Consider the following 19,232-nt stretch of genomic DNA (forward strand, 5'->3'; position numbering starts at 1 on the left):
GCGGTACGGTCGACGGTCGGAGAGCACGTCGAGAAAGGGCGTCGATGGCGATTGCCAAAGCCGAACGGCTGATGAACCTGGCACTGTGTCTGCTGGGTACCCGGCGTCCGCTCAGCAAGCGTGAGCTCCGCGGGTCCATCGAGGCCTACCTGGAGGCGGGCTCCGACGAGTCCTTCAACCGGATGTTCGAGCGGGACAAGGACGACCTCCGCGAACTCGGCCTGATCATCGAGACCGTCGAGAACCTGGACGGCGACACCGGATATCTCGCGCGCCGCGACAGCAACCGGCTGCCCCCCATCACCCTGGACGCCGAGGAGGCCGCGGCCCTCGGGCTCGCGGCCAAGGTGTGGCAGCAGGCCCGCCTCGCCGGCGCCGCCAGCGGCGCCCTGCAGAAGCTGCGGGCCGCCGGCATGCCGGAGGCCGAGGACACCTACGAGGTGCACAGCGCCCTCGAGCCCCGTATCCCGGTTCACGAGGCCGCCTTCGAGCCGCTGATGCTCGCCTGCCGTGACCGCCGCCCGGTCACCTTCGACTACCGCAAGGGCAACGCCGCCCGTCCCGAGCAGCGCCAGGTCGAGCCCTGGACGCTCGAGTGCTGGCGCGGCCACTGGTACCTGGCCGGCTGGGACCGTGACCGGGGCGCCGAGCGGGTCTTCAGGCTGTCCCGGATCTCGGGCCGGGTCCGCTCCCGCGCCGCCGCCTTCACCGCCCCGGTCCCCGACGCCGTCACCGTCCGCGAGACCGTGGAGAGCTGGGCCGGGGAGACCGCCACCCGGACCGCCCGGATCAGGCTGCGCGCCGGGTCCGGCTATCCGCTGCGCTCCCGCGCCATATCCGTACGGGAACTCGGTGACGGCTGGGACGAGTTGGAGATTCCGTACGGACACGGGCTGGATGCCTGGCTCGTGGAGTTCGGGCCCGACGTGATCGTGAGCCGACCCGACGATCTGCGGGCCGACGTGATGGACCGGCTGCGCGCCGTGGCCAAGGACTGAGGGGGACCCGTACTCGTGGCCACGAACGCGATCGACCAGACCCGGCGGATGCTCTCCCTCGTCACCTACCTGCGCGAGCGCCCCGGCGCGCACGTCCAGGACGTGGCACGGGCCTTCGGGATCACCGAGGACGAGCTGATCTCCGACCTCGACGTGCTTCCCATGTGCGGGACCAGCTTCCGCGGGGGCGACCTGCTGGACATCGACACCGACGGCGACCGGATCTGGTGGCACAACCCGGACGACGTCGCCGAGCCGCTGCGGCTGGCCGCCGACGAGGCGACCGCCCTGCTCGTCGCGGCCCGTGCAGTCGCCACGCTCCCCGGCCTGCGGGAGAGCGACCGGCAGGCGCTGGTGCGCGCGACCGCGAAACTGGAGACGGCGGCCGGTGAGGTGGGGGCGGCCAGCTCCAGGCTCTCGGTCACCTTCGAGTCCGAGGGCGGCGTCTTCGCAGACGTGGACCGGGCGATCTCCGAGCGGCGCAGGCTCTGGCTGCGCTACTACTCGCCCGCGCGCGACGAGCTGACCGAGCGCGAGGTGGACCCGATCCGGCTGTTCGCCGTCGGCCGCACCTACATGGAGGGCTGGTGCCGGCTCACCGAGGCCCGGCGCACGTTCCGGCTCGACCGGGTCGCCGAGATCAGGCTCCTCGACGCCCCCTCCGCCCCGCCGGAGCTGGAGCTGCGTGACCTCTCCGAGGGGCTGGTGCAGCCCGCCGCCGAGGATCCGGAGGTCGTGATCGAGGTCGGCCCCGGCGGCCGGTGGGTCGCCGAGTACTACCCCCACGACAGCGCGGAGGAACTGCCCGACGGCGGTCTGCGGATCACGCTCCGCACCCCCGATCCGGCCTCCCTGCGCAGACTCGCCCTGCGGCTGGGCGGGGAGGGACGCATCACATCGCCCCCGGACCTGGCCGAGAGTGCCCGGCTGGCGGCGCGTGAGGCGCTGGCCGCCTACGACGGCGCGCTCTGAGCGGCGGCCACCGGTGCAGCGAGGAGGAAGAAACCGTATGACCCCGATACCGAGCACGCGGACCGGACCGGTTCCGCTCCCGGTGCACGACGCCATGCGCTTCCGGGCGGCCTGCCCGGACTGCCGTGAACGGTTCGAGCTCGGGGCGGGAGCGCTGCGGCTGGCGATAGGCGCCAGCCGCCGTACGACCTTCTACTCCTTCACCTGCCCCGCGTGCGGTTCCGCGGTCCGCAAGCCCGCCGGAGAGCGCATCATCGAGCTGCTCAGCGGCGGCGGGGTGCGGACGCTGCGCCTGCACACCGCCCTGCGGTAACGAGAGACACCGGAGATCCACCCATGTTCTGGCCCATGCTCGCCATCGCCCTGGGATTCGCCGGTCTGGCCGTGCTCGGCGTGCTGGCCGTCAAGGTCTTCGTCGAGGCACAGCGGCTGGCCGGACAGGTCGCCGAGACCACGCGGCGGATCAACCGGGCGGCGGAGGATCTCGAACGAGCGGCCGGCACGCTCGCCGATACTGGAGAGGCCCTGTGACGACGGGCGCGGCCTCCTGATTCACCGGTTCGGGGGGTACGCTGCTGGAGCGGCTCAGGCAGGGAGGTGTGGGCCGCAAGCGGGAGTACGCACGGGCATTGCCTCGCGTTTACCCCTGCGGGTTACGATCGCTGCCAGCGCGAACCGGACATGCGTCCGGTCGAACGGGTGGCGAGCCCACCCTCCAGACGCCTCAGTGAGAAGGAAGCGCACATGTCGATCGGGAATCTGAAGCCCCTCGAGATCATTCTGATCATCGCTGTCATCCTGCTGCTCTTCGGCGCCAAGAAGCTTCCCGACATGGCGCGTTCGCTCGGCAAGTCGGCCCGCATCCTCAAGAGCGAGGCCAAGGCCATGAAGAAGGACGACACGGAGCCGGCGGCGCCCACCACCGAGACCGTTGCGGACACCACCCCGCCCGCGGCCACCGCGCGCACGATCCAGGCCGCTCCGGGAGACGTCACCAGCGCCCGTCCGGTCAGCGAGCCCAAGCCCACCACCCAGAGCTGACAGCTCCGCAAATCCGGCAGCTGCCGATCGAGACGAGGGAAGTGGGTTGCTCAAGTCTGCCCGCAAGCAGGAGAAGGACGACGAGGGGCGGATGCCCCTCCTCGATCACCTGCGTGAGCTGCGCAACCGGCTGCTGAAGTCGGTCCTGGCCATCGGCGTGGTGACGATCGTCGCCGCCTTCTACCAGAAGGAGATCTACGACTTCCTTCTGAGCCCGCTTCTCACCTCGGTGGGCTGCGAGGACGGCGTGGTCGTGGCCGTGGACGGCAAGCCCTGCGCCGTCGTGAAGACGGACACCCTCATGGGCCCCTTCACGAACGCCCTCAAGGTCGGCCTCATGTCGGGTGTGCTGCTCGCCTCCCCGGTATGGCTCTTCCAGCTCTGGGCCTTCGTGGCGCCCGGGCTGCACAAAAGCGAGAAGCGCTACGCGTACGGCTTCGTGGTACTCGGCGCTCCGCTGTTCCTGTCGGGCGGGTACCTCGCCTACGCGATCCTTCCGCAGACCGCGGAGATCATGCTCGGGTTCAGCCCGGCGAACGTCCAGAACCAGATCGCCCTCGACAGCTACCTCGACCTGCTGACCAGGATGGTCATCGTCTTCGGTCTCGCCTTCGAGCTGCCGCTGCTCCTCGTCGCGCTGAACCTGACCGGTGTCGTGTCGGGCAAGAGGATGCTGGGCTGGTGGCGAGGCATGATCGTCGGTCTCACCGCGTTCGCGGCGATCGCGACGCCCGGTGGTGAGCCGCTGTCCATGCTCATCCTGGCGGGGCCGCTCGCAGCCTTCTACTTCATGGCCACAGGGTTCTCCCTCCTCAACGACAAGCGCAAGCGCCGCAACAACCCCGACGCCGAGCTCGACGACGACGAGGCGTCGACGCTGGACCTCACCCCCGAGGCCGTCGGCGCGATCGAGCCCGTGTCCACCCGTGCCGCCCTGCCCGAGCAGGCCGACGGTGAAGCCGACGGTGGCCGGTCCCGCAGGCTCAACGGTTACGACGACATCACCTGACCTTGTAAGGTCCCGCGGGTGACCAGCGAGATCACCCTCTTCGTCAATCCCACCGCGGGAAGCGGCCGGGGCGCGCGTGCCGCGCAGCCGGCCGCTTCGGCTCTGCGGGACGCGGGCTTCTCCGTGCGGACGGTTCTCGGCGAGGACGCCGACGACGCGCTGCGGCGGGCCCGTGAGGCCGTGGCACTCGGGACCGGAGCGCTGATAGCCGTGGGCGGGGACGGCATGATGTCCCTCGCCCTGCAGGCCGTCGCCGGCACCACGACGCCGCTCGGCGCCGTGGCCGTGGGCACCGGCAACGACTTCGCCCGCGCCCTCGGGCTGCCGGTCCGCGATCCGGCCGCCGCCGGCCGGCTGGCCGCCGAGGCGCTCAAGGCCGGGACGATGCGCACGATCGACCTGGGCCGTGTCGGTGAACGCTGGTTCGGCTCCGTGCTCGCCTCGGGCTTCGACTCACGGGTCAACGACCGGGGGAACCGGATGCGCTGGGCCGGCGGGCGCTTCAAGTACGACCTGGCGATCCTCGCCGAGCTGGCGGCCTTCCGCCCGATCCCCTACCGCGTCAGGCTGGACGGCGGCCCGGAGACCGAGGTCGAGGCGACTCTGATCGCGGTGGGCAACGGGAGCACGTACGGCGGCGGCATGCGGATCTGCGCCGACGCCGTCATGGACGACGGGCTCTTCGACGTGACCGTGGTCGGTGACTGCAGCCGGACCACCCTGCTCAAGGTGTTCCCGAAGGTGTACAGGGGGACGCACCTCGGACACCCGAAGGTCACCGTGCACCGGGTCTCCTCGATAGAGCTGGCCTCGGCCGGTGTCACGGCGTACGCGGACGGCGAGCCGCTGGGCGCGCTGCCGCTCAGGGCGACCTGCGTACCCGGTGCGGTCAGGGTCCTCGCACCGTGAAACAAAGATCGGGCTGACTGTCATACGGGGCGGGTAGGCTCGTATCAAGATGACAGAGGACCTCTCACCAGCTGAGCGATACCAGGCGTCCCGGGTCCGTGCGGCCGAGCAGGCCACCGCCCTCGGGCCCTTCCGCGAGATGTACGAATTCGGACTGGACCCGTTCCAGATCGAGGCATGCCAGGCCCTCGAGGCCGGCAAGGGGGTGCTGGTCGCGGCCCCCACCGGGTCGGGCAAGACGATCGTCGGTGAATTCGCCGTTCACCTGGCCCTGCTGCAGGGCCGCAAGTGCTTCTACACCACGCCGATCAAAGCCCTGTCCAACCAGAAGTTCACCGATCTCGCCCGGCGCTACGGCGCGGACAAGGTCGGTCTGCTGACCGGTGACAACAGCGTCAACGCGGACGCACCCGTGGTCGTCATGACGACCGAGGTCCTGCGCAACATGCTGTACGCGGGCTCCCAGGCGCTCACCGGCCTCGGCTACGTGGTCATGGACGAGGTGCACTACCTCTCCGACCGCTTCCGGGGCGCCGTGTGGGAGGAAGTGATCATCCACCTGCCGGAGTCCGTGACCCTGGTGTCCCTGTCTGCGACCGTGTCCAACGCCGAGGAGTTCGGCGACTGGCTGGACACCGTCCGCGGCGACACGCAGGTGATCGTCTCCGAACACCGGCCCGTGCCGCTGTGGCAGCACGTCATGGCCGGGCGCAGGATGTACGACCTCTTCGAGGAGGAGACCGACCACGGCGGCCGGGGCACCGGACGGCGCGAGGTCAGCCCCGACCTCGTCCGTCTCGCCCGGATGGAGAACCAGCGGGGGTACAACCCGCGCGAGCGCCGGCGCGGCAAGATGGTGCGCGAGGCCGACCGCGAACGCGAGCGCCGTCAGCGCAGCCGCATCTGGACGCCGTCCAGGCCCGAGGTCATCGACCGGCTGGACGCCGAGGGGCTGCTGCCCGCGATCACCTTCATCTTCAGCCGGGCGGGCTGCCAGGCGGCCGTGCAGCAGTGCCTGCAGGCGGGGCTCCGGCTCAACGACGAGAGCAAGCGTCAGCTGGTGCGGGAGATCGTCGAGGAGCGGACCGCGTCCATCCCCGGCGAGGACCTGCACGTCCTCGGTTACTACGAGTGGCTCGAGGGCCTGGAGCGGGGCATCGCCTCGCACCACGCCGGAATGCTGCCGACCTTCAAGGAGGTCGTGGAGGAGCTGTTCGTCCGCGGCCTGGTCAAGGCGGTCTTCGCGACGGAGACGCTCGCACTCGGCATCAACATGCCCGCGCGTTCCGTGGTGCTCGAGAAGCTGGTGAAGTGGAACGGCGAGCAGCACGCCGACATCACCCCCGGGGAGTACACCCAGCTCACCGGGCGCGCCGGGCGTCGCGGCATCGACGTCGAGGGCCACGCGGTGGTGCTGTGGCAGCGGGGCATGGACCCCGGCGCGCTCGCCGGCCTCGCCGGCACACGGACGTATCCGCTGCGCTCCAGCTTCCGGCCCTCGTACAACATGGCCGTCAACCTCGTGCAGCAGTTCGGGCGGCACCGCTCTCGCGAGCTGCTCGAGACCTCGTTCGCGCAGTTCCAGGCCGACCGGTCCGTCGTCGGGATCTCCCGGCAGGTCCAGCGCAACGAGGAGGGCCTCGAGGGCTACAAGGAGGGCATGACCTGCCACCTCGGAGACTTCGAGGAGTACGCGCGGCTGCGCCGTGACCTCAAGGACCGCGAGACGGATCTGGCCAAGCAGGGTGCGGCCCAGCGGCGAGCCGCCGCCGCCTCGTCCCTGGAGAAGCTGAAGCCGGGAGACGTCATCCACGTCCCGACCGGCAAGTTCGCCGGACTCGCCCTGGTCCTCGACCCGGGACTGCCCGCCGGACGGACCAACGGCCATCGCGGGCTGGAGTACAACGACGGACCGCGTCCCCTGGTGCTCACCGCCGAGCGGCAGGTCAAGCGGCTGGCCCACATCGACTTTCCCGTGCCGGTCGAGGCGCTGGAGCGGATGAGGGTGCCCAAGTCGTTCAATCCGCGCTCACCGCAGTCCCGCCGAGACCTGGCCTCCGCTCTGCGCAGCAAGGCGGGCCACATCGACCCGGGACGGCACCGCAAGCAGCGGGCCGCCGCGGCCGACGACCGGGAGATCGCGCGGCTGCGCACGGAGCTGCGCGCACACCCCTGCCACGGGTGCGACGAGCGTGAGGACCACGCCCGCTGGGCCGAGCGCTATCACCGGCTGCAGCGCGACACGCGGCAGTTGGAACACCGCATCGAGGGCCGGACGAACACCATCGCCCGGACCTTCGACCGCATCGTCGCGCTCCTGACCGAGCTCGACTATCTGCGGGGCAGCGAGGTCACCGACAATGGCCGACGACTGGCCCGGCTCTACGGCGAACTCGACCTGCTGGCCAGCGAGTGCCTTCGGGACGGTGTCTGGGAGGGGCTCAACCCCGCCGAACTCGCCGCGTGCGTCTCGGCGCTGGTCTACGAGGCGCGCCAGGCGGACGACGCGGTCGCGCCCAAGCTGCCGTCCGGACCGGCCAAGGCCGCGATGGGCGAGATGATCCGCATCTGGGGCCGGCTCGACGCCCTGGAGGAGGACTTCAAGATCAGCCAGACGGAAGGGGTCGGCCAGCGCGAACCCGACCTCGGTTTCGCCTGGGCGGTCTACATGTGGGCCTCCGGGCGGACGCTGGACGAGGTCCTCCGCGAGGCGGAGATGCCGGCCGGTGACTTCGTGCGGTGGTGCAAGCAGGTCATCGACGTACTCGGCCAGATCGCGGCCGCCGCGCCCCGTGACGGGAGTTCGGTCGCGAAGAACGCGCACAAGGCCGTCGACGCGGTGCTGCGGGGTGTGGTGGCTTACAGCTCCGTGGGGTGAGTGGTCCTGCGCACCGGAGTCGACCTGAGCGTGAATGAGCGGCCGCGGGCGGATGACCTCTCCGCCTGTGGCCGCTCGTGCGTGAACCCCCTCAGGTTTTCTTGTTCTTCACGGCGACTCCCGCGCATACAGCCCCCAGCACGACCGCCAGTCCGCCGACGATGACGTTGTTGAGGATCACGCCCATGTCGGGGCTCGAGCCCACGACCCAGGCCGACACGATGAGCCAGGCGCCCAGCGCGCAGATGGCCAGGCCCATGCCGGTCATCCGCTCGGGCATCGCGGTGAAGCAGAGTGCCAGTACGGCTATCGCGATACCGATGACGAGGTTGTGGGTGACCAGGGAGGGCTGGCTCGCGGTGAAGTGAAGTACCCACGGCGAGACCGCGCAGTACAGACCGAGCAGGAACACCGGTGCGTCCGCCATCGCGGTGGTGCGTCCGCCGCCCATCACACGGTCGTGGCGCGCCCGCATCTCATCCGCGTCGGGGTGCCTGGAGATGTCCCTTCCGGCGGTGTCCGATCGACCGGACACATCCCTTCCGGTGTGTGAGAGGTTACTCATGAGGATGGTCTCCTTCGCACTTGCTGGAGCGACCGCTGTCAGGAACGCGGCCCTGTGCTCTCGTGACAAGTGTGCTCTTATGTGCCCCTTATGTGTAGTTTTCTCGGTGGCGGATTCCTGCGTTTTCGTCGAGGTGCGCAGAAGGTGTACGCCCCGTCTCCGGCCGGTCCGTGCGCCGGCCACCCGACGACGTCACGAGCCCCGAGGCCCGCGTCCTCCGACCGTGGGGTCGGAGGACGGGGCCTCGGGGCTCGTCGCCGGCAGACCGTCAGCGCACTGACGGGCCGTGGGTCAGCTCGCCGGCATCAGAACGGTGTCGACGATGTAGACGGTGGCGTTGGCGGTCGGGACGTTGCCGCAGACGACCTTCGAGGAGTCGTTCACGGTGTACTCCTCGCCCGAACCCGCCGTCGTCAGCTTGGTCTTGGCCAGGGTGTCGAAGGAGCCCTTCTCCAGCTGGGCCGGAGTCAGCTTCTCGCCGACCACGTGCGCGGTGAGCACCTTGGTGAGCTCGGCCTTGTCCGCGAGCAGCTTGTCCAGGTCGGCCTTCGGGATCTTGGCGAAGGCGTCGTTGGTGGGGGCGAACACCGTGATGTTCTCGGCGCTGTTCAGGGTGTCGACAAGACCGGCCTGCTTGACCGCGGCGACCAGGGTGGACAGGTCCTTGTTGTTCGAGGCGGCCGTGGCGACCGGGTCCTGGGCCATGCCGTCGAACGATCCGGCGCCCTCGGCCGGGACCGACGCACAGCCCGGTCCGAACGGCTCGTCCATGGTCGCGGCGCTCTCGGTCTCCTTGGCCGGCGCGCTCGACGCCGCCTTGTCCGCGCCGGAGTCGGACGAGGCCTTGTCGGAGTCGCTGGAGCAGGCGGTCAGCGCGAGCGGCAGCATGGCGGCGGCGGCGGCGGTGACGGCGATGCGGCGAAGGTGACGGTTGTTCATGGTGTTCTCCTGAATGAATCGTTGATCAACTGTGGAAAGGGAAGAGAGGACTGGGCGGGCGGGGCGGAGTCAGGTCACGTCGACCACCACCGAGTGCCACCCGGTCGCACCGTCGGGTACGGTGCCGACCCGTTCGCTGGTCTGTGTGGCGCCGGTGCGGTCCGTCGCACGGACCTCCAGGGTGTGGTTGCCGGTCGTGGCCGGCCATTCCCACACCCACTGGCGCCAGGTGTCGCGCCCGGCCTCCGCGGCCAGTCGCGCGGTGTGCCACTCGCCGCCGTCGACCCGGACCTCGACCCGGGCGATGCCCCGGTGCTGGGCCCATGCGACCCCGGCGACGGGTATCGTCCCGGCTCGCGGTGCGGCGAAGGGGCGGGGCGTGTCGATGCGCGACTGGGTCTTGATCGGCGCCTCCCGCGACCAGTCGCGCTTGACCCAGTAGGCGTCGTACGCGTCGAAGGTCGTGAGCTCGATGTCCTGGATCCACTTGCACGCCGAGACGTAGCCGTACAGGCCGGGGACGACCATCCGGACAGGGAAGCCGTGGTCGAACGGCAGCGGTTCGCCGTTCATGCCCACCGCGAGCAGTGCGTCGCGGCCGTCCATGGCCTCCTCGACCGGAGTGCCGATCGTCATCCCGTCCACGGAACGCGCCACGATCTGGTCCGCGGGCCCGCCCTTCGACGGGGGCTTCACCCCGGCCTCGCTCAGCAGATCCGCCAGACGTACGCCGATCCACCGGGCTGTGCCGGCGTAGGGACCACCCACCTGGTTGGACACGCAGGTCAGCGTGATGTCGCGCTCCACGAGCTCGCGCCCCAGGAGGTCCTGGAAGCTGAGGGTGACGGGTCGCGCCACCCCCTTGCCGTGGATCCGCAGCCGCCACTTGTCCGCATCGACGCGCGGGACCACGAGAGCGGTGTCCACCCGGTAGAAGTCCTTGTTCGGGGTGGTGAAGGAACTCAGACCCCGGATGCCCAGATCCGCTCCGCCCGGGATCGCGGGCGCGGGCGACGCCGGAGCCGGGAGCACGACGTCGCCGCGTGAGGCGGAGACCCCGGCCAGTCGGGACGCCTGGAGCCTGCGGCCCAGGAGTCCCGCACCGGCCGAGGCCGCCGCGGCGGCGGTCGCCGCGACGACGAAGCCGCGGCGGTCGAAGGTGCCCCGTTCCCCGCTGTCCGTCTCCCCAGCCGCGGGAGGCGGGACGGGGACCGGGGCGAGGCGTCCTGCCAGGAGATACAGCACTCCCGCGGCCACCAGCGCGCCCACGACCGAAGGCAGTACGTCGCCCGGCCGGCCCTCGGGCCGCCCGGCCGCGGACACTGCCCCGACCACGCCGAAGACCAGTACGGCCGCAGCGCCGGTCCACCGGTGCCGCAGCGCGAGGATTCCCACCGCCATGGCGAAGAGCGCCAGGAGGACGAGGATCCCGAGCTGCAGCACCAGCTTGTCGTCCGTGCCGAAGTTCCGTACGGCGAAGTCCTTGACGGCCGCGGGAGTGCGGTCGATGACCGCCCCGCCCACGGCCGTGACCGGACCCGCCTCAGGACGTACGGCGGCGGCGACCAGTTCGGCGACGCACAGGGCCGTGAACCCGGCGATCAGACCGCTGAGCGCGGCGAACGCGGCGCGTGCCCAGCGGGAGCGCCGGGCCCCGGAGGCCCGTTGCTTCTGCGAAACGTCTCGGTCTGTTCTCACACCGGGGGTTCGACGCTGATCTCCCGGCGGATTGGTCCTTCACTCGATAGAAGGAAGTCCGATCATCGGCCAATCCGCGGCGGTCTCTGTCTCGAATGACCTCTGAGGGGCACTCCCGTAGGGCCCCGGCCAGGCAGGTGACACCGGAGGGAAGCGAATGGCAGGGGAGCGGCGGCGCACAGCCGTAGTGGGCAGCGGGGTGGCGGGACTGACCTCCGCGTACGTCCTGGGAAGGGCGCACGACGTGACGCTCTTCGAAGCGGACCCGCGTGCCGGTGGGCACGCCCACACCCACGACCTGAGCTCGACGGACGGCCGGACACACCGCGTCGACTCGGGGTTCATCGTGCACAACCGGCGGACGTACCCGCATCTCCTGCGGCTCTTCGACGAGCTCGAAGTGGCCACACGGGAATCCGAGATGAGCATGTCCGTGCGTTGTGAGGGGTGCGGTCTCGAGTACGCGGGAGCGCGCGGCGCCGCCGGGCTGTTCGCCCGGCCCGGGTCCGTGCTCCGGGGCCCGTACCTGCGCATGCTGACCGAGGTGGTGCGGTTCCACCGCGCGGCCAGGGCACTGCTCGCCATGCCCGAGGGCACCGGGGTGATGACCCTGGGCGAGTTCGCGGAGCGCGGCGGCTTCTCCCCGTACTTCCGCGCGCACTTCCTGACCCCCGTGGTCTCCGCGGTCTGGTCCTGCGACCCGGTGACCGCCCTGCGTTATCCGGCCCGCTACCTCTTCCGCTTCCTGGAGCACCACGGGATGCTCTCGATCGGCGACTCGCCGGTCTGGCGGACCGTCACCGGTGGATCACGCTCCTACGTCGAGCGCATCGCCAAGCAGGTGCACTCCGTGCGGACGGCCACCCCGGTCAGGACGGTGCGCCGGCACAGCGACGGCGTGGAGATAGTCACCGAGGACGGCACCACCGAGGAGTACGACGCGGTCGTCGTCGCCACCCACCCCGACCAGGCGCTCCGGCTCCTCGCCGACCCCACCGACGAGGAGAGGCGCACCCTCGGGGCGTTCCGCTACTCCCACAACCCCACGCTGCTGCACACCGACACCACGCTGCTGCCGCGCAGCCGGGGGGCCGCCGCGTCCTGGAACTACCTGATGCCCTCCTGCGCCGCCGACGCCGACCGGGTCACCGTCAGCTACGACATGAACAGACTCCAGCGGCTCGACGCCCCCGAGCGGTTCGTCGTCACGCTGAACGGGGCCGACCGCGTCGACCCCGGCCTCGTGCGGGCCCGCATGGTGTACGAACACCCCGTCTTCACTCCGGAATCGGTCGCCGCCCAGAAACGGCTGCCCGCTCTCTCGGGCCCGGTCACCGCGTTCGCGGGGGCGTACCACGGCTGGGGGTTCCACGAGGACGGCTGCCGTTCGGGGGTCGAGGCCGCCGCCGCGCTGGGGGTGGCCTGGTGAGCAGCGCCCTCTACCCGTGCACCATCACCCACGTGCGGACCGCGCCCCGCAGATACGGCCTGAGGCACCGCACCTACCTGTGGCTCGTGGACCCGGACGACCCGCCGCGGCTCCCGGCCCCGCTGCGTCCGCTGGCCGGCTTCGACGCACGCGACCACTTCGGCGGTACGGCGCCCACCGTGCGTGCCGGACTCGAACAGTTCCTGCGCACCCGGGACGTCGATCTCGCCGGCGGCTCGGTCACCATGCTGACCCAGGCCCGGGTGCTCGGCCACGTCTTCAATCCCCTGACCGTCTACTGGTGCCGCAAGTTGGACGGCAGCCCGCTCTGTGTGGTCGCCGAGGTGCACAACACGTACGGGGAGCGGCACTGCTACCTGCTGCGGACGGACGAGGCGGGGCGTGCGACGACGGAGAAGGACTTCTACGTCTCGCCGTTCTTCCCGGTGGACGGCCGCTACCGGATGCGGCTCCCCGAGCCCGGTCCGCGGCTGGACCTGACGGTCCACCTGGAGCGCGAGGGCGCCCGCCCGTTCACCGCGACCGTACGCGGCACCAGGCGTCCCGGTACGCCCGCCCAACTCCTCCGGCTGTTCCTGCGCCACCCCTTCTCCACCGCGGTCGTATCCGCCGCCATCCGGCTGCACGGCATCCGGCTGTTCCTCCGCCGGCTGCCCGTGCAGCCCCGTCCCCGTCATCGCACCCAGGAAGGCATGCAGTGAAGGTGCCCACCTCGCCCACCTCTCCCACCCCTCCCACCTCGCCCACCTCGGCGGTGGCCCGGGCCCGTCGCGGCACCGTCCCGGCCCAGACCCGGGCCGTCGCAGCTCCATCCCGAGGCGTGGACCCGGGCCGGTGGCCCGATGTCGCCGCCCAGCCACGTGCCTCCGGGCTCAGGACCGCCGTGGCCGAACGGCTCGTCCGGAACGCACTCTCCAGGCTTCCGCTGCGCGCCCGGCTCGCCGGCCGCGACAGCATCGGGCTGGGCGGACCGCTCATGGAGATCCGCCGGCCCGACGCGTTCTTCCGGCGGATCGGCGCGAGCGGGCTCATCGGCTTCGGCGAGTCCTACATGGCCGGCGAGTGGGAGTCACCCGACCTCGTCGGCGTCCTTTCCGTCCTCGCCGGGAACGCGGCCGAGCTCGTCCCCGCACCGCTGCAGAGGCTGCGGAGCCTGTGGGCGCTGCGGCAGCCCGCCGCGCAGGCCAACACCCCCGAGGGCTCCCGCGACAACATCAGTCACCACTACGACCTGTCGAACGACCTCTTCGCCCTCTTCCTCGACGACACGCTGACGTACTCGTCCGCCGTCTTCCGGGGGTTCCCGGCCGAGCAGGAACTGCTGCCCGCCGCCCAGCACCGCAAGATCGACCGCCTGCTCGACCTGGCCGGCGTGGGCCACGGCACCGAACTGCTGGAGATCGGCACGGGCTGGGGCGAACTGGCGCTGCGCGCCGCCGCGCGGGGCGCCCGGGTCACCACCCTCACCCTCTCCAGGGAGCAGCAGGAGCTGGCAAGGGGCCGGATCCGCGAGGCCGGGCACGAGGACCGGGTCGACGTGCGGCTCTGCGACTACCGGGACGTCACCGGGACATACGACGCGGTCATCAGCGTCGAGATGATCGAAGCGGTCGGTGTGGACTTCTGGCCGGTGTACTTCAGGACGCTGGAGCGCTGCCTCGCCCCCGGCGGCCGGATCGCGCTCCAGGCGATCACCATGCCGGACGACCGGATGCTGGCCAGCCGCAGCACCTACACCTGGATCCAGAAGTACATCTTCCCGGGCGGGATCCTCCCCTCCACCGAGGCCGTCGAGCGCGTCACCACCGCGCACACCGGCCTGCGGATGAGACAGCGCAGCACGTACGGCATGCACTACGCCGAGACCCTGAGGCTGTGGCGGGAACGCTTCGAGCAGCGGGCCGGCCAGGTCGACGCCCTCGGCTTCGACGCGACGTTCCGCCGTATGTGGACCTTCTACCTCGCCTATTCCGAGGCCGGCTTCCGGTCCGGCTATCTCGATGTGCAGCAGATGCTCCTGACCCATGAGGACACCGCGTGAACACCCTTACCGACACCCCGGGCACCGGAGCCGCGCAGCGGATCGCGCCGGTCATCGAGCAGTTCCTCGGCGGTCCGCCGCCGGTCCGGCTCAGGATGTGGGACGGAAGCGAGACCGGCCCGAAGGACGCTCCCACGGTGCACATCCGTAACCGCCGGGCGCTGCGCCGACTTCTCTGGCAGCCGGGCGAACTCGGCCTGGCCGAGGCGTACATCACCGGTGACATCGACATCGCCGACGACCTCCCGGACGGACTGCGGGCGATGCGCCGCGCGTCACGGGAGCAGGGGCTGGGACTTCCCCGCCCCGGGCTCGCCGACCGTCTCCGGGCGGCCGGCACCGCCCTGCGCCTGGGAGCGGTCGGCCCGCGCCCGCCCGTCCCCGCCGCCCGCGCCGGGCTCAGCGGGGCGCTCCACAGCAAGGCTCGTGACCGGGCCGCCATCAGTCACCACTACGACCTGTCCAACGCCTTCTACTCCCTGCTGCTCGACGAGACCATGGCCTACTCCTGCGGTTACTGGACCGGTTTCGGCCCCGGTTACGGGCCGGCCGACGCCCAGCGGGACAAGCTCGAACTGATCTGCCGCAAGCTCGGGCTGACGGCCGGCGCGCGACTGCTCGACATCGGCTGCGGCTGGGGGTCCCTGACCCTCCACGCGGCGGGCAGGCACGGCGTCCGCGTCACCGCCGTCACCCTGGCCAAGGAGCAGGCGGCGTACGTACGCGCACAGGTGGAGGAGCGCGGTCTGCAGGATCTCGTCGAGGTGCACACCTGCGACTACCGCGACGTCGCCGGCCTGCCCGGCTTCCAGGGCGCGTACGACGCGGTCTCCACCGTCGAGATGGGGGAGCACGTCGGGGACGCCGAGTACCCGGCCTTCACGGCGCTGCTCCACTCCGTGCTCCGGCCGCGGGGGCGGGCCCTGGTCCAGCAGATGTCGCGCGGCTCGACCGCCCCCGGCGGCGGAGCCTTCATCGAGTCGTACATCGCGCCGGACATGCACATGCGCCCGCTCGGTGAGACCGTCGGGCTCCTCGAAGGGGCGGGGCTGGAGGTCCGTGACGTGGAGTCGATGCGCGAGCACTACGTACTGACCGTCGAGGCCTGGCACCGGACCCTGGAGGAGCGCTGGTCCGAGTTCGTCGCCCTGGTCGGTGAGGAGACCGCCCGGGTGTGGCGCCTCTACCTGGTGGGCGGCGCCCTCGCCTTCGAGGAGCGGCGTATGGGCGTCGACCAGATCCTCTCGGTGCGGCCCGACGAGACGGGGGCGGTGGATATGCCCGCCACCCGGCACGGCTGGTACGCGGGACTCGGCGCCGTAGCCGGTCAGGGCCCCGCCGAACCGGCGATGGCCGGGCAGCGTCCGGGGGCCGTCCGGTGAACGGCTTCGCCTGGCACGCGTTCGCGCTGAACCTGGCGGCGGCCGCGGGCGCCGCCCTCGCCGTCATGCTCGTCACGTTCGTGATCGCCCTGCGCAAGCGCATGCACCGGATCGTCGACGTGGCGTGGGGCCTCGGCTTCGCGGCCGTCGCCCTCGCCTCGTACGCGACGTCGGCCGGTGACGGGGACGACGGACGACGGCTCCTGATGACCGCGCTCACCGCCGCCTGGGGACTGCGGCTGGCCGTGCACATCGGCCGGCGGGGCCGCGGCCACGGGGAGGACCCGCGCTACGAGGCCATGCTCGCGAAGGCACCGGGCGATCCGGACCTGTACGCCCTGCGCAAGGTGTACCTGCTGCAGGGCGCGCTGGTCTGGCTCATCTCCCTTCCCGTGCAGGCGGGTCACTACCTGCCGGGGCCGCTGGACGGATGGGCCTGGGCGGGCGCGGCGCTGTGGGCCGTGGGGCTCGGATTCGAGGCGGTGGGCGACGCCCAGCTGGCCCGGTTCAAGCGGGACCCGGCGAACAAGGGCCGGATCATGGACCGGGGGCTGTGGTCCTGGACCCGGCACCCGAACTACTTCGGTGACTTCTGCGTCTGGTGGGGGCTCTTCCTCGTCGTCTGCGCCGACCCCGTGGTGGCGGCCGCCACCCTCGTCTCGCCCGTCGTCATGAGCCTCCTGCTCACGATGGGCAGCGGCAAGGCCCTGCTGGAGCGGCACATGGAGGGACGGCCCGGGTACGCGGAGTACGTCGCCCGCACCAGCGGCTTCTTCCCCCTGCCGCCCGGCACGCTCCGCCGGAGCTGAACCAAGCCGGAGACGGGTGTGCCCCCGGCCTCGAACACGAGGCCGGGGGCACACCCGTCTCCGGGGGCCGCTCAGGCGTCCTGGAAGTCCATCAGCGCGACCGGATCAGAGGTCGGCTGTTCGGATCCGCCCGTCGGTTCGACCGTGATGCCCATGCCGGACGCACCGTCCACCGGCCCGTCCAGCAGCACCGTGTCGTCCGAGGCCGACGGGTTCATCAGACCAGCGGAGCGCATGGTGCCCTCGTCGTCGAACCACAGCTGGTACACCTTGCCGCCGGGCGGAGGCGCCATGTCCGAGGCCAGGAACACCGCCCTGTTCACGCTCTTCGAGACCACGACCGTGCCCCGGGCCCCGCCCGCCAGGTCCGACGCGCTGGTCGTGGCGTCCGACGCCGTCAGCACCTGGGCCACCCGCTCGTTGTGCAGCTGGGCCCGGGCCGCCTCCTGCCGGGCGTCCTGGGCGACCTGGTTCTGCCACACGGCGACCCCGCCGAAAGCGGCGGCGGCGGCGACACAGGCGGCCAGCGCATACGTCGACCAGCGGCCGGCGCGTCCGCGGGACGCCGCGGCGCGGGAACCCCGCGGGTGGGAGGGCGCCTCCTGCCGCACGGTCGTGATCTCCCGCAGCACCCGGTCCCGGAGAGCGGGCGGCGGGACCGCCGAGACCGCGAGCCCGAGCCGGGCAGCGGTGGCGGACAGCTCGCGCACCTCCTGGGCGCAGGCCTCGCAGGCACCCAGATGCCGCTCGAACGCGAGGCGTTCGTCCTCCGGCAGCGCGTGCAGGGCGTAGGCCCCGGTCAGTGTGTGGAGCTCGGCCGTGCTCATGCGCTCACCCCCAGGCAGTCGCGCAGGCGGATGAGCCCGTCGCGCAGGCGTGTCTTGATGGTTCCCAGCGGAACGGACAGCAGCTCGCCGACCTCGCGGTAGGTGAGTCCGCGGTAGTACGCCAGCGTCACCGACTCCCGCTGCAGCTCGGACAGCGTCCGCAGGCAGCGCCGGACCTGTTCCCTCTCCAGCCGGCTCTCGACCTGCTCGGACACCTCGTCGAACTCCGGCGTGCGGTCGAGCAACGCGGCCTTGTGCTCCCGCGCGGACGTCGCCTCGGCGGAACGGACCCGGTCCACGGCCCGGTGATGGGCGAGCGTCAGTACCCAGTTCATGGCGCTGCCGCGGGACGGCTGGAAGCGGGGAGCGGTGCGCCAGACCTCGACGAGCACTTCCTGCGCCACCTCCTCCGACTGGGCCGGATCGCGGAGAACACTCCGTACCAGGCCGAGAACCGGGCCGCTGACCTGGTCGTACACCCGGGTGAAGGCATCCTGGTCACCCCGGGCGACCTGGACGAGCAGCTCCTGAAGGTCGGGCCCTGCTGAGGGGATCCCGCTGATGTGTACGGCTTCTCTCACGCGGACGTTCCTCCCGGAGCACGCATCGGTTTCCTGGGTGATTCGGAGCCGGCGGCCCTGCGGATTGGTGCGCGGTCGGACATCTTCGCACGCCTCGCCCTCGAACACGCGTACGGCAACGGGTTGCGCTGCCCCGCCCGAACGGGGGACGAGCGTGGGCGGTCGCCCCGGTCGCCCCGGTGGCCCCGGTCGCCCCGGAAACGCGCGGAGCCCGGTCGCCGTCGGGACGGCGACCGGGCTCGCGACGAAGGGGGAGGACCCTCAGGCGGCGTTCTCCTGCTCGCGCTCCACCTGCTCGTTCCACTCGCGCTTGACCGCACGCCACGCGTCGTCGTTCTGGCCGAGGCGCCAGTATCCCGAGATCGACAGCTGTCCGAGCGGGATGCCCCGCTCCAGGCGGAGGTGTCGCCGGATCTCCTTCACGAAGCCCGCCTCGCCGTGGACGAACGCCTGCACCTCGCCGTCGGGGAACTCCAGACCCCTCACCGCCGCGACGAGCGCCTCTCCGACCGGGCGGCCGCCGCGGTGCAGCCAGGTGACCGAGACGCCCTCGGGCGCCGCGAGCTTCTGCTCCTCCGAGGGGTCCGCCACCTCCACGAACGCGTGGACCGACGCGCCCTCGGGCATGTGCTCCAGTGCCGCGGCGATCGCGGGCAGGGCGCTCTCGTCGCCCACCAGCAGGTGCCAGTCGGCCGTGGCCTTCGGGACGTAACCGCCGCCGGGTCCCAGGAAGGTCACCTGGTCGCCGGGGAGTGCCCGGGCCGCCCAGGGGCCCGCGAGGCCCTCGTCGCCGTGCACCACGAAGTCGACCGCCATCTCCCGGGCGACGGGGTCCCAGGAGCGCACCGTGTACGTCCGGGTCGTCGGCCACAGCTCGCGCGGGTAGCCCTCCCGGATCGCGGCCATGTCGAAGGGGTGGGCGTAGTCCGCGCCCTCGGGTGCGAAGCACAGCTTGATGTAGTGGTCGGTGAAGCCCGCCAGGGCGAAATCGGCCAGGCCTTCGCCACCGAGGACCACACGCACCATGTGCGGGGTGATCTGCTCGGTGCGCAGAACCTGCGCCCCCTGCGCCTTCGGTGTCCGGCGTTGCGGCCGCTCTGCCACGAGGTTCTCCCTGCTCTGGGCGACATACG

19 protein-coding genes are annotated in these 19,232 nt (G+C 71.4%); 13 read left to right on the forward strand and 6 right to left on the reverse strand.

Going from position 1 to position 19,232, the window contains the following annotated elements; translation table 11 throughout:
- The first annotated feature begins 44 nt into the window (after positions 1-44).
- The 8 genes from JOC24_RS20495 to JOC24_RS20530 all read left to right on the forward strand — a co-directional run bounded on the left by JOC24_RS20495 (position 45) and on the right by JOC24_RS20530 (position 7,807).
- The gene (locus JOC24_RS20495) at positions 45-998 is read left to right on the forward strand and encodes a helix-turn-helix transcriptional regulator (RefSeq protein ID WP_205021804.1); all 954 of its coding nucleotides are present in this window, start codon (positions 45-47) and stop codon (positions 996-998) included.
- 15 nt (positions 999-1,013) lie between these two features.
- Positions 1,014-1,970: a helix-turn-helix transcriptional regulator gene (locus JOC24_RS20500; RefSeq protein ID WP_205021805.1), complete on the forward strand. Its 957-nt coding sequence runs from the start codon at positions 1,014-1,016 to the stop codon at positions 1,968-1,970.
- Between the two features lie 37 nt (positions 1,971-2,007).
- Positions 2,008-2,283, forward strand: a complete 276-nt coding sequence (locus JOC24_RS20505; protein WP_205021806.1) for a hypothetical protein — start codon at positions 2,008-2,010, stop codon at positions 2,281-2,283.
- 23 nt (positions 2,284-2,306) lie between these two features.
- Complete coding sequence (locus JOC24_RS20510) at positions 2,307-2,501, forward strand: hypothetical protein (protein WP_205021807.1); 195 nt, start codon at positions 2,307-2,309, stop codon at positions 2,499-2,501.
- Between the two features lie 213 nt (positions 2,502-2,714).
- Positions 2,715-3,011 carry a Sec-independent protein translocase subunit TatA gene (gene tatA / locus JOC24_RS20515; protein ID WP_205021808.1) on the forward strand — a complete coding sequence of 99 codons (297 nt, stop codon included), beginning with the start codon at positions 2,715-2,717 and terminating at the stop codon, positions 3,009-3,011.
- A 46-nt stretch (positions 3,012-3,057) separates the two neighbouring features.
- Positions 3,058-4,020 (forward strand): twin-arginine translocase subunit TatC, encoded by a 963-nt coding sequence (gene tatC, locus JOC24_RS20520; RefSeq protein ID WP_205021809.1) that lies wholly within the window; start codon positions 3,058-3,060, stop codon positions 4,018-4,020.
- A gap of 18 nt (positions 4,021-4,038) precedes the next feature.
- Positions 4,039-4,929 carry a diacylglycerol kinase gene (locus JOC24_RS20525; RefSeq protein WP_205021810.1) on the forward strand — a complete coding sequence of 297 codons (891 nt, stop codon included), beginning with the start codon at positions 4,039-4,041 and terminating at the stop codon, positions 4,927-4,929.
- 49 nt (positions 4,930-4,978) lie between these two features.
- A complete protein-coding gene (locus JOC24_RS20530) occupies positions 4,979-7,807 on the forward strand; it encodes a DEAD/DEAH box helicase (RefSeq protein ID WP_205021811.1) in 2,829 nt (942 codons plus the stop codon).
- Positions 7,808-7,898: 91 nt separating this feature from the next.
- Here JOC24_RS20530 and JOC24_RS20535 read toward each other — a convergent pair whose 3' ends face one another.
- The 3 genes from JOC24_RS20535 to JOC24_RS20545 all read right to left on the reverse strand — a co-directional run bounded on the left by JOC24_RS20535 (position 7,899) and on the right by JOC24_RS20545 (position 11,009).
- Positions 7,899-8,372: an SPW repeat protein gene (locus JOC24_RS20535; RefSeq protein WP_205021812.1), complete on the reverse strand. Its 474-nt coding sequence runs from the start codon at positions 8,370-8,372 to the stop codon at positions 7,899-7,901.
- A 291-nt stretch (positions 8,373-8,663) separates the two neighbouring features.
- Positions 8,664-9,311 carry a fasciclin domain-containing protein gene (locus JOC24_RS20540; protein ID WP_205021813.1) on the reverse strand — a complete coding sequence of 216 codons (648 nt, stop codon included), beginning with the start codon at positions 9,309-9,311 and terminating at the stop codon, positions 8,664-8,666.
- Between the two features lie 69 nt (positions 9,312-9,380).
- Positions 9,381-11,009 (reverse strand): molybdopterin-dependent oxidoreductase, encoded by a 1,629-nt coding sequence (locus JOC24_RS20545; protein WP_205021814.1) that lies wholly within the window; start codon positions 11,007-11,009, stop codon positions 9,381-9,383.
- A 157-nt stretch (positions 11,010-11,166) separates the two neighbouring features.
- Between JOC24_RS20545 and JOC24_RS20550 the strand changes: the two genes are divergently transcribed.
- The 5 genes from JOC24_RS20550 to JOC24_RS20570 are packed head-to-tail and all read left to right on the forward strand — an operon-like array spanning position 11,167 to position 16,691.
- Positions 11,167-12,438 (forward strand): NAD(P)/FAD-dependent oxidoreductase, encoded by a 1,272-nt coding sequence (locus JOC24_RS20550; RefSeq protein WP_205021815.1) that lies wholly within the window; start codon positions 11,167-11,169, stop codon positions 12,436-12,438.
- A complete protein-coding gene (locus tag JOC24_RS20555; RefSeq protein ID WP_205021816.1) occupies positions 12,435-13,160 on the forward strand; it encodes a DUF1365 domain-containing protein in 726 nt (241 codons plus the stop codon). Before JOC24_RS20550 ends, JOC24_RS20555 begins: the two co-directional genes overlap by 4 nt.
- 53 nt (positions 13,161-13,213) lie before the next feature.
- Entirely contained in the window at positions 13,214-14,500 is a 1,287-nt protein-coding gene (locus JOC24_RS20560; protein ID WP_205022044.1) for a class I SAM-dependent methyltransferase, read from the forward strand.
- The gene (locus JOC24_RS20565; protein ID WP_205021817.1) at positions 14,497-15,882 is read left to right on the forward strand and encodes an SAM-dependent methyltransferase; all 1,386 of its coding nucleotides are present in this window, start codon (positions 14,497-14,499) and stop codon (positions 15,880-15,882) included. The genes JOC24_RS20560 and JOC24_RS20565 overlap by 4 nt, the downstream gene beginning before the upstream one ends.
- Positions 15,879-16,691 carry a DUF1295 domain-containing protein gene (locus tag JOC24_RS20570; RefSeq protein ID WP_205021818.1) on the forward strand — a complete coding sequence of 271 codons (813 nt, stop codon included), beginning with the start codon at positions 15,879-15,881 and terminating at the stop codon, positions 16,689-16,691. The genes JOC24_RS20565 and JOC24_RS20570 overlap by 4 nt, the downstream gene beginning before the upstream one ends.
- A 71-nt stretch (positions 16,692-16,762) precedes the next feature.
- Here the strand turns inward: JOC24_RS20570 and JOC24_RS20575 are convergent, their stop codons facing one another.
- The 3 genes from JOC24_RS20575 to JOC24_RS20585 all read right to left on the reverse strand — a co-directional run bounded on the left by JOC24_RS20575 (position 16,763) and on the right by JOC24_RS20585 (position 19,203).
- The gene (locus JOC24_RS20575; RefSeq protein ID WP_205021819.1) at positions 16,763-17,518 is read right to left on the reverse strand and encodes an anti-sigma factor; all 756 of its coding nucleotides are present in this window, start codon (positions 17,516-17,518) and stop codon (positions 16,763-16,765) included.
- Entirely contained in the window at positions 17,515-18,099 is a 585-nt protein-coding gene (locus JOC24_RS20580) for a sigma-70 family RNA polymerase sigma factor (RefSeq protein ID WP_205021820.1), read from the reverse strand. The genes JOC24_RS20575 and JOC24_RS20580 overlap by 4 nt, the downstream gene beginning before the upstream one ends.
- 261 nt (positions 18,100-18,360) lie before the next feature.
- Positions 18,361-19,203 (reverse strand): siderophore-interacting protein, encoded by an 843-nt coding sequence (locus JOC24_RS20585; RefSeq protein WP_205021821.1) that lies wholly within the window; start codon positions 19,201-19,203, stop codon positions 18,361-18,363.
- Positions 19,204-19,232 lie beyond the last annotated feature (29 nt).

This window comes from Streptomyces sp. HB132, from assembly GCF_016909575.1.
Taxonomy (GTDB): Bacteria; Actinomycetota; Actinomycetes; order Streptomycetales; family Streptomycetaceae; genus Streptomyces.